The sequence below is a fragment of the Streptomyces sp. NPDC001530 genome (assembly GCF_042894545.1).
Lineage (GTDB): Bacteria > Actinomycetota > Actinomycetes > Streptomycetales > Streptomycetaceae > Streptomyces.
In genome coordinates this window covers 1-12,960 of record NZ_JBIAVS010000061.1, presented here as the reverse complement: position 1 = coordinate 12,960, position 12,960 = coordinate 1, and the positions used below count along the sequence as shown (strand labels likewise).

The 12,960-nt window shown below is 66.8% G+C and carries 14 protein-coding genes and 1 pseudogene; 8 read left to right on the top strand and 7 right to left on the bottom strand.

Annotated features, from left to right (window positions below; all coding sequences use genetic code 11):
- Nucleotides 1–370: 370 nt before the first annotated feature.
- Nucleotides 371–634 carry a hypothetical protein gene (locus ACFY0T_RS50050; RefSeq protein ID WP_388885874.1) on the top strand — a complete coding sequence of 88 codons (264 nt, stop codon included), beginning with the start codon at nt 371–373 and terminating at the stop codon, nt 632–634.
- Here the strand turns inward: ACFY0T_RS50050 and ACFY0T_RS50045 are convergent, their stop codons facing one another.
- Both ACFY0T_RS50045 and ACFY0T_RS50040 read right to left on the bottom strand, forming a co-directional pair.
- Nucleotides 635–880 carry a hypothetical protein gene (locus ACFY0T_RS50045; protein WP_388885872.1) on the bottom strand — a complete coding sequence of 82 codons (246 nt, stop codon included), beginning with the start codon at nt 878–880 and terminating at the stop codon, nt 635–637.
- 244 nt (nt 881–1,124) lie between these two features.
- Nucleotides 1,125–1,988: a LysR family transcriptional regulator gene (locus ACFY0T_RS50040; RefSeq protein WP_388885868.1), complete on the bottom strand. Its 864-nt coding sequence runs from the start codon at nt 1,986–1,988 to the stop codon at nt 1,125–1,127.
- A gap of 168 nt (nt 1,989–2,156) precedes the next feature.
- Between ACFY0T_RS50040 and ACFY0T_RS50035 the strand changes: the two genes are divergently transcribed.
- Entirely contained in the window at nt 2,157–3,029 is an 873-nt protein-coding gene (locus ACFY0T_RS50035) for an aldo/keto reductase family oxidoreductase (RefSeq protein WP_388885865.1), read from the top strand.
- A gap of 241 nt (nt 3,030–3,270) precedes the next feature.
- On the opposite strand, the pseudogene ACFY0T_RS50030 reads toward ACFY0T_RS50035, so the two are convergent.
- Nucleotides 3,271–3,489 (bottom strand): annotated as a pseudogene (locus tag ACFY0T_RS50030) (NUDIX domain-containing protein); the annotation flags it as partial.
- A gap of 182 nt (nt 3,490–3,671) precedes the next feature.
- Here ACFY0T_RS50030 and ACFY0T_RS50025 point away from each other — a divergent pair.
- The 3 genes from ACFY0T_RS50025 to ACFY0T_RS50015 all read left to right on the top strand — a co-directional run bounded on the left by ACFY0T_RS50025 (nt 3,672) and on the right by ACFY0T_RS50015 (nt 6,111).
- Nucleotides 3,672–4,088: a hypothetical protein gene (locus ACFY0T_RS50025; protein WP_388885863.1), complete on the top strand. Its 417-nt coding sequence runs from the start codon at nt 3,672–3,674 to the stop codon at nt 4,086–4,088.
- A complete protein-coding gene (locus ACFY0T_RS50020; protein ID WP_388885860.1) occupies nt 4,085–4,684 on the top strand; it encodes an SMI1/KNR4 family protein in 600 nt (199 codons plus the stop codon). Before ACFY0T_RS50025 ends, ACFY0T_RS50020 begins: the two co-directional genes overlap by 4 nt.
- Nucleotides 4,685–5,028: 344 nt before the next feature.
- Nucleotides 5,029–6,111, top strand: coding sequence for a sugar ABC transporter substrate-binding protein (locus ACFY0T_RS50015; protein WP_388885857.1), 1,083 nt, complete (start codon nt 5,029–5,031; stop codon nt 6,109–6,111).
- A 184-nt stretch (nt 6,112–6,295) separates the two neighbouring features.
- Here the strand turns inward: ACFY0T_RS50015 and ACFY0T_RS50010 are convergent, their stop codons facing one another.
- Nucleotides 6,296–6,487 carry a hypothetical protein gene (locus tag ACFY0T_RS50010; protein WP_388885853.1) on the bottom strand — a complete coding sequence of 64 codons (192 nt, stop codon included), beginning with the start codon at nt 6,485–6,487 and terminating at the stop codon, nt 6,296–6,298.
- Nucleotides 6,488–6,997: 510 nt separating this feature from the next.
- Here ACFY0T_RS50010 and ACFY0T_RS50005 point away from each other — a divergent pair.
- On the top strand, nt 6,998–7,774 hold the full coding sequence (locus tag ACFY0T_RS50005; protein ID WP_388885850.1) for a hypothetical protein: 777 nt from the start codon (nt 6,998–7,000) through the stop codon (nt 7,772–7,774).
- 517 nt (nt 7,775–8,291) lie between these two features.
- Here ACFY0T_RS50005 and ACFY0T_RS50000 read toward each other — a convergent pair.
- Complete coding sequence (locus ACFY0T_RS50000; protein ID WP_388885847.1) at nt 8,292–9,104, bottom strand: hypothetical protein; 813 nt, start codon at nt 9,102–9,104, stop codon at nt 8,292–8,294.
- A gap of 981 nt (nt 9,105–10,085) precedes the next feature.
- Between ACFY0T_RS50000 and ACFY0T_RS49995 the strand changes: the two genes are divergently transcribed.
- Both ACFY0T_RS49995 and ACFY0T_RS49990 read left to right on the top strand, forming a co-directional pair.
- A complete protein-coding gene (locus tag ACFY0T_RS49995; RefSeq protein ID WP_388885844.1) occupies nt 10,086–10,394 on the top strand; it encodes a transposase in 309 nt (102 codons plus the stop codon).
- Nucleotides 10,391–10,867, top strand: coding sequence for a hypothetical protein (locus tag ACFY0T_RS49990; protein ID WP_388885841.1), 477 nt, complete (start codon nt 10,391–10,393; stop codon nt 10,865–10,867). Before ACFY0T_RS49995 ends, ACFY0T_RS49990 begins: the two co-directional genes overlap by 4 nt.
- A gap of 783 nt (nt 10,868–11,650) precedes the next feature.
- Here ACFY0T_RS49990 and ACFY0T_RS49985 read toward each other — a convergent pair.
- Entirely contained in the window at nt 11,651–11,866 is a 216-nt protein-coding gene (locus ACFY0T_RS49985) for a hypothetical protein (RefSeq protein WP_388885839.1), read from the bottom strand.
- Between the two features lie 95 nt (nt 11,867–11,961).
- Nucleotides 11,962–12,756: an MBL fold metallo-hydrolase gene (locus tag ACFY0T_RS49980; RefSeq protein ID WP_388885837.1), complete on the bottom strand. Its 795-nt coding sequence runs from the start codon at nt 12,754–12,756 to the stop codon at nt 11,962–11,964.
- Between the last annotated feature and the right edge of the window lie 204 nt (nt 12,757–12,960).

Genomic DNA, 12,960 nt, shown 5'->3' with positions numbered 1-12,960 from the left:
TGGTGACCAGGATGACAAGAGCGGAGTGACGGGAGACTGTCACGCTCCGTTCTGTGGGAGCCCGGGGGTGCGATTCCCCCGGGCCACCCGACCCCTCTCCTGCCGAAGGGGGTAGTTGTTCAGCCACGCCTCAATCGTCCCAGCGTGCTCAGGTCGTTCGCGCGCCGTTTTCGGCGATCCTGCTGCTCGGCTCCGGTGCGGTCAGGGTGCGGAGTTCGGTCCCGGCTAGAGCCGGTGCGGCGAGCCTGCCGCGCCAACTCCCTCCCCACGGGCAGTTGGCGCGGCAGGCTCGCCGACCGGACGGGTTCACAGCCGCACGAACGCGTACAGCGCGGCCCACGCGGCCAGGCCCAGGGGGAGCGCCGGCCGGATGAGGGCTGGCGCATGGACGGCGACGAGCACCGTCAGGCCCCAGTACGTCACCGACTGGGTCGCCGACAAGACCCGCTACCAGCTGTCCGTCGACCCGAGCGAGGAAGCCGCGCTCTCCGAGACGCTCAGCCGCTGCCCCAACAAGCCGATCACCGTCACGCTCGCCCGCAAACCCGGGTTTCGAATGCGGCTGCTGCGCCCCTTGGGACTGGTGAGCTCGCATATTGAGGGAGTGTATTCGGTGTGCGGGTTCGGCGGCTGATTACTGACTGTTGCCGGTAACGGTGGTCCAGGGCGGGTCGATGCGGCTCAGCCATGTGTCTTGATCGTCTGCCAACGGCTGCTTCAGGGGAAGTGGGAGGAACCGGCAGGCGAAGGTGAGGCCGGCGTCGTCTCCGTCGCCGTGGACGTGGTGCTCCCATGCATCGGGGGTGTCTGCGGGTGCCTGGAGGTAGAAGAAGCTGGTCCGTCGTGGCTGTCCCGTGTCGGGGTGAGGCTTGTCCTCCATGATGAGGCTCTCTGAATTTCCCCACGCGCCGCTCGGGGGTGGGACAGACCTGCTTGCTGAAATTCCCCACCCAGAGGAGCCGTCTCGCCCGCTGGGGCCGTAATGGCTTCGCGGACCCGCCCGTCCCGTGGGCGGCCCGGCACAACTCTGCCGGCGCGAAGGTCGGCAGTGCACGGAATCACGGTGGTGCCCGTGGGCAGCGGCGGTCAGGCGGTGTGTCGCGGCGACGGAAGGCGAGGGCGGGTCATAGCCGTGTGGCCGTGCGGATCAGCCCGGCGAGGGCGAGGGAGCGGCTGTGCGCGGGCCAGGCGATGTGGGTGACGACGGGTGGTGCGTCGGTCAGGGGAACAGCGGTGTGCTCGGCCCATAGCCAGGCGCGGGCGGAGTCGGGGAAGACGGCTACGGTGCGTCCGAGGGCGATCAGCTGGGCCAGCTGCGTCTGGTCGTGGATCTCGGGGCCCGGGCCGGGTGGGTAGGTGCCGTGGCGGGACCAGCGGGCGAGCGGAAGGTCGGGGATGTCGCTGACGTCGGCCACGGTCAGAGCCTTGTGCGCGGCGAGGGGGTGCCCGGTGGGCAGGATGGCGATCTGCCCCTCGGTCATCAGCTCCTCGCTGTCGAACCCGGCGAGGGAGTTGAACGGCTTGTGCATGAGCGCTACATCAGCGCGGCCATCGCGCAGCATCTCTTCCTGTTCACACGTGCCGCTCGGCAGCACCTCGATCTCGGCGGCGTCGGGCTCGGCCGCATAGGCGTCGAGGAGCTTGTGCAGCAGTTCGTGGGACGCGCTGGCCTTCACCGCCAGGACCAAGCGGCTGCGGGGGCCACCCGGACCGTCGGCGCCACCGGCACGACGGGTGCGGCGAGCGGCGGCGGTGGTCGCGTCGAGGGCTGCGCGGCCCTCGTGCAGCAGTACCTCTCCGGCGCCGGTCAGGGAGACGCCGCGGCGGTTGCGTTCCAGCAAAGAGACGCCGAGGCGCCGCTCGAGTTGCTGGATTGCCCGGGACAGCGGTGGCTGGGCCATGCCGAGGCGCTCGGCGGCGCGGCCGAAGTGCAGTTCCTCGGCGACAGCCATGAAGTACCTCAGCTCGCGGGTCTCCAAGTCGTCCACGGCCCCAGCGTAGCTGGGTGATACCTACCGGGTATGACAGGACACCGTATCGGTGTTGGATGCGCCGCTGGTCCGCGAGCGAGCATGAGCGAAACGAAGATCGCGCTGGTGACCGGCGCGAACAGGCAGCCCTCCGCACTATCCAGCTCGGCAGGAAAGGCACACCGAATGAACACACCCTCAGCGTCACTGCCCGGCGGCACCTGGACCCTGGGCGATCTGACCGTCACCCGCTTCGGCTACGGCGCCATGCAGCTCGCCGGCCCCGGGGTCATGGGCCCGCCTTCTCACCACGACGGCGCGCTCGCCGTCCTGCGCGAGGCCGCCGGTTTGGGGATCACCCATATCGACACCGCCAGTGCATACGGACCACGTGTGACCAACCAGCTGATCCGTGAAGCGCTGCACCCCTATGCCGAATCGCTGCACATCGTGACCAAGGTCGGCGCGGTCCGCGATCAGCAGGGCGGCTGGCCCCCTGCCCGGCAGCCCGAGGACCTGCGCCGCGCCGTCCACGAGAACCTTCAGGACCTCGGCCTCGATTCGCTCGACGTGGTCAATCTCCGGCTCGGTGACGCTCAGGGTCCCCAGCCCGGCTCGCTCGCCGAGCCCTTCGAGACCCTCGTCGAACTCCAGCAGCAGGGCCTGGTCCGGCACCTCGGAGTGAGTAACGCGACGGCGGAACAGGTCGCCGAGGCGCAGGCGATCGCGCCGATCGTGTGCGTGCAGAACATGTACAACCTCGCCTACCGTCAGGACGACGAGCTGATCGACGATCTCGCCGACAAGGGCATCGCCTACGTGCCTTTCTTCCCGCTCGGAGGCTTCACCCCGCTGCAGTCCACGGCCCTTTCTGCCGTAGCCACCCGGCTGGATTCGACGCCGATGTCGGTCGCCCTGGCTTGGCTGCTGCGGCGGTCCCCGAACATCCTGCTGATTCCCGGCACCTCGTCGGAGGCGCACCTGCGCGAGAATGTCGCCGGCGCGGGACTCTCGCTCTCCGACGAGGAGCTCGCCGAGTTGGACAAGATCGGCCGGTAATAGCAGGACGCAGCCCAGCCCCCAGCAAGACCAAGGGGCGGTCGCGGTGTGATGCGAGCCTCATCGTTGTCGACCGATGAGCGTGTTCACCCATCCTGCTGCCTGGTGACGCCACCGGAGGCGTCCTTGACCGCTCGACATGGCCCGCACACTCCACGAGCGGGCGGCTCCGACCCTCGTTGCCCACAGCAACCGAGTGGGCAACGAAGAGCAGCCCTGGCCGTTTTCAAAGATCTTCATCATCCACGGCGATCTGCCGGAGCACGGTGGCTGTCTGCAGACCGGTCTCCTCGGCGTCCTCTCGAAGGACCGCTTCTTCGAGTCCTTCGCATGAGTTGACTCCTCCTGCAGGGGCCTGGGTGCCGGCCTCCGGCATACCGATGTGGTCGAACACCAGCAGCTCGGGGACGGCGCGATGCCGGATCACGTATGCGGCGACACGGATTCTGGGTCGGGTCATCCCGGCATTGTCAGTCGTTGCGGGCGTGACAGGGCGTGGCCCCGACTGGTTGAGGAGGCCAGGCGGGGCCAGGCGTTCTGGTGGGCGAAAGGCGGTCGCCTCGCGGCGGAAGGTTCGGGCGGTTTCGTCGTGCGCCGCCTTGCCCCGGGCGGATACGCGCTGGCCTACAGCGCGGAGGTGAGGTGGCGCAGTTGCCGGATAAGGGGTGGCTGGGGGAGGGGGACAGCGCCGATCTCGGGGTGGTGGGGACGGGTGATGTGGGTCCGGACGTCGTCGATGAATTCGGGGACGACCAGGGGAGCGGTGGCGCGGTCACCGCACATGAGGGCGGGTTCGAAGTGGTGGCGCACGAGGTGGGTGCGCCAGTAGTCGGCGTCGTCGTACTCGCCGCTGTGGGCGTGTTCGAGGAAGAGGCAGTACTCGGCGACGTGGTGCCCGACTCCGGCGGCGAAGCGCCACCAGAAGCGGGCGCCGTTGCTGTCGCCGGCCAGGTGGAGCAGGCAGGCGAAGACGAGGGCTCCGGTCTTGTCGGCGTACTGGCTGGTGATGAAGTCGGCGAGGTGGCGGTCGGTGTCCGGGTATGTGGGTTCAGCAAGTGATCGAACTGACCGGGTGGGGGCCGCTCGGGATCTCCGTCGACTGGGCGGCGATCGAGGGAGAGCTGGGGGTTCCGCTGCCGGCGGACTACAAGGAGCTCTACGAGGTGTTCGGCGGCGGCGTCTTCAGTGATTCCCTCTACTTTCTGGGGCGCGACGAAGGCCCCGCGTTCGACTTCCTGACACAGTGGCGGGTCTCCCTGTCGGTCGACCAGGACAGCAAGCTCGGAAACGTCTCTGCCGTCGAGCCCTATGCGATCTACGCGCCGGGCAGCAAGGGGCTGGTTGAGTGGGGCTCCACCGAACGGGCCGACGAGTACTTCTGGCTGATCGATGCCGAGCGGCCGGGCGAGTACCCCGTCCTCGCGCGGGCCAATGACGTCGGCGCATGGCACCGGTACGACATGTCCACCTCGGAGTTCCTCTACCGCGTCCTTGCCGATGCCGATTTTCAACCTTGGGATCGCGCAGTACAACCTCGGCACGACGTTCAAGCCCGGCTCCGGCGACCCCTTCGACGGCCAGCCACTGTGACGAGAGGCTGGCTGTCCCACGTTCGTGGACACGACAGTGCCGTCGTTTCTCATCGAGATCCGTGAGCCAGGTGATCACCAACTGCCTCCGGAACCGGTCGCCAAACGCTGTGCCTAGAGATCAACGAAGCCAGCCGGCCCTTTCGCCGGCGGCGAGACCCGTAGCCAGGGACACCGCCGCCAGGGCGAGGCGACGCGGGCATGCGGGCCGATGCCTGCCGCAGCCGCAGTCGCGCCCACGTCCGGCGGGGAATCACGGGGAGGCACGGGCCATGGTGGAGAAGATCATCGGCTCGATGCGGCATACATCTCCAGGAAGGGCGGACGCTGTCTGATTAGACTCGAATGTCCGGGGAGATCCAGGCGCCACGGACGGGCGGCGGTGACCGAGTCATGGAGGCACCCCCTAAATGAACGCCCATGTGTGTCGTGCCGTCGCTGCGGCTGTGGTGACCGCGGCTGTTGGGCTTACTGCCTGCGGCGAGGCCGATGGGCCGGGCGCCTCCCGCGAGGGCGCCTTCACGATCGGCCTGCTGCTCCCTGGGGCGGGCGGCCGGGAGCACCAGGACAGGTCTCTGACCGAGGCGAAGATCAAGGAGCTGTGCGGCAACTGCTCGATGCAGTACGCCAACGCCAGGGATGACGCAGCGACCCAGCGGCAGCAGATCGACTCCATGATCACCAAGGGGGTCGATGTCCTGATCCTCGAAGCCGTCGACCCCAAGGCGATGCGCTCCTCAGTCGAAGCGGCGCGCCAGGCCGGTATCCCGGTCGTCGCCTACGACCGGCTCGCCGAAGGCCCGATCTCGGGCTATGTCACCTTCGACGGTGCGCGGGTCGGCAGGATTCAGGCCGAGGCGCTCCTCAAGTCAATGGGCGCCAAGGCGCACGGCGGTCAGATCGTCATGATGAACGGCGCGACGACCGACCCCAACGCGGGCTGGTTCAAGCACGGCGCGCTGTCCGTCCTCAAGGGCAAGGTGAAGATCGGCAGGTCGTACGACACCGTCGAGTGGCGGGCGCAGAACGCCTACAACAACATGGTCGGGGCCATCGCCGCCCTGGGTGCCGACAATATCGATGGTGTCTACGCCGCCAACGACAACCTTGCCTCCGGTGTCATCGCCGCCCTCAAGGCCGCCAAAATCAAGCCACTTCCCCCGGTCACCGGCCAGGACGCCGACCTCAGGGCCGTGCAGCGCATCGTCAGCGGGGACCAGTACATGACCGTCTACAAACCCTTCAGGCCCGAGGCGAGCACCGCCGCGGAGATGGCCGTCGCCCTGGGGCGGGGCGAAAAGCTCGGCGCGATCGCCAAGGACAGGGTCAGCAGCCCCACCACCAAGGACATCCCAGCCGTTCTGCTCACTCCGGTCTCGGTGACCGCCGACAACATCAAGGGCACCGTCGTCAAGGATGGCGTGCACACGATCGACCAGATCTGCACCCCCGAATTCCGGTCCGCTTGCAAGAAGGCCGGCCTCACCCCGTAAGACCCGCCTTCCGAGCGGCGAGCTCGCGCGGCACCGTCGCGGGTAAGGCAGAGGGAGAGGGTCCGGATCACCTCAGCCATGTGCGGGGTGCCCTGTTCGCGGGCGCCGTTCACCAGCACGCAGACGAGGGACCCAGCGACGAGTACCAGGAGCACGGTCTCGACGACCACGGTCCTGCGGAACCTCACGGGGTCACCGTCAACTCGGCCCACACACGCTTACCCCATGGCTGCGAGACGGAGCCCATGACGTCGTAGCCCCACCGGTCGGCAACCGCATCCACGAGGAGAAGACCCCGGCCCTGCACAGCGTCCTGGTCCGCCGCACGCATCTGCGGCAACGTCCCGTACCGGTTGACGGTGCTGCTCCAGATCACGGGGTCCCTCATCCTCGCCACCGGTGTCTCCCGGGCGTTCGAGGGAGTTCTCACTCTTGGTGCGGTAGAGAGATCGCTTTGACCTGCGAGGATACAGATGACTGAGAGGCGCCGTGGTGTGCTTCTTGCGCGTCGATCGGGGTCTTGGCCTGCGGTGCCGCAAGCCTGATGAGAATCCCGCCGTTATGTTGAGAATTCCAGTAGCGGCCAGGGGGCTGCGTGCTGTTGTCTGGGTTGCACCGCATCAGCGTTCTCCGGACGTACGCCGCGGGATCCCCGTGTGACCGGCTACCGTCGGCGGCGTGACAGCGCACGCCGTATCCGGCTCTTTGGTGCCCGCCCGACTGACACAACTCATGGCCGACTACCAGGAGTTGCACCGGTACGCGCCGGGCCAGGAGGCGGCGCGCGGGCGGCGGTTCAACGCGTTCCTGGCCGAGGTGCTGCGCTGGGGCGGCCTGCAGGATGTGGTCAGCGACCAGCGCGGGCTGGACGGCCGGGACGAGACCGATGTGTCGTTCATGCTCGACCACACCCCCCTACATCCTCGAGGCCAAGTGGCAGCGCAAGCCGGTCGATGCCACGGCACGGGCCAAGATCAAGGAGAGGCTGGAGAGCCGGCCGCCGAGTGCCCGTGCCGTCCTGGTGTCCATGTCTGGTTTCACCGCACCAGTGCGCAACTCCGCGGACTTCCATGCGAGCGTGGTGTTGCTGGATCACTCGCACGTCGCGGCCATGGCGTCCGGGCTGATCAGCGCCGAGTTCCTCTTCCATCGGTACCTGGCCGTCACCGGCCAGCGCGATGGCTCGTACGTGTCGCTGGCGGGCCTGCTGCCGGAACCCGACGTGGGGCCGCCACCATCATTCCTGCGGTCCTCGGCGCAGGGCATCAACGGATTCCCCGCGATCCCCGAACCGGGCGTCACGGTCACACATGTGCTGACCGCCGACGGCACCTGGACGGAGGGGGAGATCAGCGGCCTCGCGCACACCGGCGGAAGTGGGTTGCTGTGGACGACCATGTCCGGCATGCTGCGCCTCGATGCAGCAACGGGCCGCAGCTCCTGGACTTCGGGTCCCGTCCTCTGCAAAGGGTCGGCCCTCGTGACGCCCGACAGTGGCACCCTCCTTCACAACGAGGAAGCAGTCCTGCGGATGACGGACGATCAGGTGCACGTGGTGGGCGGCGGGTTGAAGGGGCATGGCTGGCTGATGTCCGGCCCGGACCACACCGCCTGGGCGTTCACGACCCCCGAACCGGCGAACGGTATGGCGGGCACACGCTGACCCGGCTGGGCGACACACTCGCCGGCGGAGTCCACCAGGCCGCACTGACTCGGGCGGGCACCCTCTCCCTGGCGGGCAGCGGTCGTGACGTCACCACCCGCCTCGAGGAGGGCCTGCACTGCCCCAGCGACCGGTGGGCCGAGTCCGCCCCGCTCACCTCGCAAACAGCGCTGGCCGTCGGCGGGCACACCGTCCTGCTCGCCGGCCCGACCGGGCAGGGCATGGAGAAGGCCCTCGTGGCCGTCGACACCCGCACCCACCGCTCGACACTGCTGCTGCGGCTGCCGAACACCATGTGGTCGCCTGACTCCTCGCCAACGACGAGATGGGGCCGGGCCTGGTTGTGCAGGTTGGTCGGAAACTATGTAGTTCCACTATCGGCGTCACTCATCGTCGACCTCGGCGAGTAGTCCACCCCTCTGCGCAGCCCAATGTCAATCTCGCCTGCAAGTTGCCGCACAAGTGGCATGGCAGGATCCGGTTGGCGGCGGCCCTGAGGCGCGGGGTCGGCTGAGGTTCAAGATGGTGTCACTAGCATGCGAAGAAGTCCGGGTTCGCCTTGCAGGGATGCCATGGCTTTTCCGAGGATGGCGCCAATTGCGCTGCCGCGGTCGGATACGCGCATTGCGCACCCTTCGGTGGGTGAGGTTGTGAGGAGGTCGCCGGCGGAGATCGGCCCGTACTGGGGGTCTGCTTTGACGTAGACCTGTCCTGCGAGTGCGAGTGTCACATGATGTGCGGATTCGGGATTGCTTTCCATGACGGTTCCCGGGTTGAGACCGCCAGCTCCTGACACAACTCCAGTTGCGCGCGAGTCATATTGTGTGTTGCAGGGGCTGAGCAGGCCGTCGTCTCCGATGACGAGAACCGTGCCTGGTTCGAAATTGTCTTTTGACGCAAAGGTCTCTGCGTAGTCCCCTCCACTGGGAGTGAACCTCACAGCCCTCACTTCTCCGAAGAAATTTCCAGTTTGCCCTTCGATTTGATTGCCCTCCAGCGGACCTGTAATTTTTACTTTGCCTTCGAACTTGCCAGCCAGTACCCCTCCTTTACCGTAGACACCGATGCCGTGTTCGCTATGCCCTGCGACTCCGCAAGTGTCTCCTTTGCCTTGCCCACGTACGGCGTCTGCGCCGATGCCTCCTGTGGACTCCCCGTAAACGCCGAGCCAGGCTTCGCTCACTCCGACCACTCCAGTTCCGTGAGCTCTCCCCTCGACCCCGAATCCCTCTGCGCTCACGCCTGAGACTGCCGTGGCGTTTGCCTTCACTACCAGGGCAACTGCGTTATCCGGCGTGTTTATCCGAACCTGTTCGTTAAACTCACTCATTTTGGCCTCCAGGGCGGGAGGTAGTTTGATGGCTGCTACTAGAGAAGCCAGCTGGATGGAGAGATGGAACGCGGGCGACGCTTCAAACGTACGACTCTGCACGGGTCGTGGCAACAGGTATAAATTCAGTTGAATATTAATATGTGACGGAGCGACGTGTAGTTGGGTGGATTATGAGGGGTCCGCTTGAGCCTCTCGGGGATGTTCGATTCGAAGCGGACCCGTCCGAAGGCTATGGGTAGCCTCTGCGTGAAACCAGGTCGCCCCCGGTGCGAAGCACGGAACTCCGGTCCAGGGTTTCGCTGTTGGGGAGGGTAGTTCGTGTGTCAGGTAGTGTTCGCCCTCGCCCTGGTCGCTGCCGGAGACAGGCTCAACCCCCCACCCCACACAGAGGTTGGTCTCCGGAGGGGCCCGACTTCCCGTCTCAGGTATTCCGTGGTTAACTCTTCTCCACGGAATACTAATCAAATCCCCTCGTCTCTCAGGGAATCGGAGATTCCCCAAATCCTCACACTTCCAAGGGAATCGGAGATTCCCCAAAGGAGCCACCCGCACAACGAATATGGCAAACCCTCAACTGAAACCCCAACTCCCCACCCACAAATCAAATCTAGCCTCTTTTCGTGCCGGAGGTGCGCCCGTTATGGAATTTGGCCGGAGGTCAATTCTATAATGCCCCGCCGGAGGCGGGTAATTTCGCGCGGGGACGCGCGAAACGAGCGCACCTCCTGCGCTATCCCAACCACGCGCAAGAGGCCCCCTGGCCTGGGGTGTTGGAAAGGCCGGCCGCTGGTCGAGGGCAGGTGCTGCCGGCGAGTGTGCCGCGCAGCTGGAGAAGGCCCTCGATACGCCCCTCGCCCGTGACCTGTGTAACCGCCTGCGCGAATACAGCCAGGGCCTGCCCTGGCTGTTGCGTCTGCTGCACGATCGGGTGACATCTGAACTGGCTTGCCCTGTGGGGCGGGTGGGAAGGATGTCGCTGTGCCCAAGCCTTATCCCGAAGAGTTCCGCGAGGACGTCGTGCGGGTCGCGAGGAACCGCGGTCCGGGCGTGACACTCGAGCAGGTGGCCGTCGACTTCGGCGTCCACGCGGTGACGCTGTCGAAGTGGATGCGCCGCGCGGACGTGGACGACGGGGTGAAGCCCGGGACGACCACGCAGGAGAACGCGGAACTACGGGCCGCGCGTCAGCGGATCAAGCTGCTGGAGCAGGAGAACGAGGTCCTGCGCCGGGCCGCGGCTTACCTGCCACAGGCGAATCTGCCGGGAAAAGGATCTACCCGCTCGTGAAGGAGCCGGCCGTGTGCGGGGTTCCCGTCACGGTCACGTGCCGGGTCCTCCAGCTCGCCAGACAGCCCTACTACCGCTGGCTCGACCGACCGGTGACCGATGCCGTGCTGGAGGAGGCTTACCGCGCGAACGCGTTGTTCGACGCCCATCGTGCGGATCCGGAGTTCGGCTACCGCTTCCTGGCCGATGAAGCCCGCGACGCCGGGTCAGTCACGGCCGACCGGACCGCGTGGCAGATCTGCCGGGACAACCGCTGGTGGAGCGTGTTCGGGAAAAGGCGCGGCAGGATGAAAAAGGCCGGTCCGCCGGTGCACGACGACCTGGTCCGCCGTGACTTCACCGCGAATGGCCCGAACCGCCTGTGGCTCGCCGACATCACCGAACACGCCACCGGCGAGGGACAGTTGTATCAACACCGTTGCGTTAGGTCTGTGACCTGCGCTGCAATCTGGGGGCGACTCCGTCTGCCATGATCTGGATCTCGGCATGGACGGTGTAGTGCTGGGCCTATTGGGGGTGTCTGCCGTGGTTCGCGTGCCGCGGCCGTCGTGGGGTTATCGAGCCAGCGCTGGCGGCGCTGCTCGTCCACGACCCGTAGCCGCACTACATCGAACCGCTGCGGCCGTGGCCGCGGACCTCGGTGTCACCGCCGAGTCTTTGGGGACGTGGGTTCGCAAGGATGCGTCCCAGGCGGTGCCCGAGGGCCGTGATGCCGACGCGAGCTCGACGTTCTTGCGCAGCCGCTCCAGCTCGGCCTGCTCGGCCGCCTTCTTCGGCCGCACCGCCGGGCTCCGCCGGTCGACCAGGGCGTCCAGCGCGCCGGAGAGGGCTCGGGCGTAGTCCTTCGAGACCGGCACCCTTGGCCTGCTCGGGCACGATGGAGCCCGTCACCGTGGCCCGGATCCGGCCCGCCTGCCCGTCGGGTGCTTCGCCAGCACCTCGGCCACCGTCTCACTGGACTCGGCCAGCCGCTGAAGCGCGGCTTCCGCTGCTTCAAGCAGAGCTCATGCCCGACCAGCACAAATCCGGCGATCACGTGCGGAAGGCGGAAGCCCTCTCACCCACATCGCCGCCGTACCAGCCGGGTTGCTCGCCGGCGTGATCTGCTCGTCAAAGACGTGACTTGCTCACCGGAACGAGGACGGAGCGACAACGGGCACCTCGACAGCTGCACTCGGCCTGCGGAACAGCCCCGAGCATGCCCGCTGATCACGCGGTCGCACCGGGGAACGCCGCGATCCCTGGCAGAGTCGGGCTCAGGGGAGGGTGCCGAAGGGGCCGAGGACTTTGTGGTCGAGCCGCAGGGATTCGACCATGGTCCAGGCGTTGTCGAAGGTGAAGACGTCGGCGCCGTCGAGCCGGCTGGTCCAGGCCGGGGTGACGGCGTCGGCCGTGGTCTGGGTGAGGATGTCGAGGTACTCCTTGAACACGGCCCAGGGGTTGCCCGGGTACTTGGCGAAGAGGGGTCCCACGTTGACGAATTCGGTGATGGCCTTCCTGCCGTAGTGCTCCAGGTCGCGCAGGTACTCCTGCTGGATCTTGACGTCCTGCCGGGTACCCAGACGGGTCAGGTGCCCGCCGATGTAGGTCTTGAAGTCGAACTCCAGGAGCTGGTTGTGCGCGTTTCGGGGATGTTGGTGGACACGACGAGGTTCCTGAACGGGACCCAGCCGGGGTAGACGATGTCCACGACGTTCAGGACCCTCTGCCGCGGCGCGTAGATGAACAGGTTGTCCTGGCTGTGGTTGGGGCCCTTGTAGTGGAACTCCAGGACCTGGTCGTCCACCTCCAGACGGTAGCGGCTGGAGACGGAGCGGTTCGGCATCGGCGGCCGGCTGGACTCGGGTACCTGCTTCAGCAGGTGGGCGGTCTGCTCGTGGGCGATGATCACTAGCTTCGGGAGGCTCGCGTCGCGGAGCTTGTCCGCCGCGCCGATGTGGTCCGCGTGGTAGTGGGAGTACACCAGGTGGCTGATACGGGCACCCGGTGCCACCTCCTCGATCGCGCGGAGGATGTTGCCCCCCAGCGTCGGGGGAGCGTCCACGACGATGACACGCTGCTTCTTGTCCTGGTGACGTTTGGTCACCAGGAACATGATCTGGTAGAAGCCGTCCGTCAGCCAGTACAGCCGCTCGCCGATCTCCTGGACCAGATAGCCCTTCGCGGGGATCTGCGGACCGATTGCGGTGGGCGGAACGGGCGCGTACGCGCCCGGTGCGGCAGCGGCCGCAGCGGGGTTTGCGAGTACGGACTGCAGCGCGGGTACCGACGCTGCCAGTGCCGAGTACTTCAGGAAGCTGCGACGGCTGGCCGGATCGTGAGCGACGGGGGGAATGGGTTCCCCGCCAGGAGTTGTCGTCATGGCCTCTCCCAGAGGTGTGCGTCCGAATCGACGGGTGTGGCAGCCCTCCTGCCGTCAGAGCAGCCCACTGCAACCCGTAGCCGACGCAGACTGGAAGGGCGGGGCAAATCTAGTACTCCAGCAGCGTTTCGCTATCTGGCCTGGTCAGAGGCGTCGTCCGGAGTGTAGTTGGCTGATGGCGTGTCAGGGGCGGTCTTGGCGGAC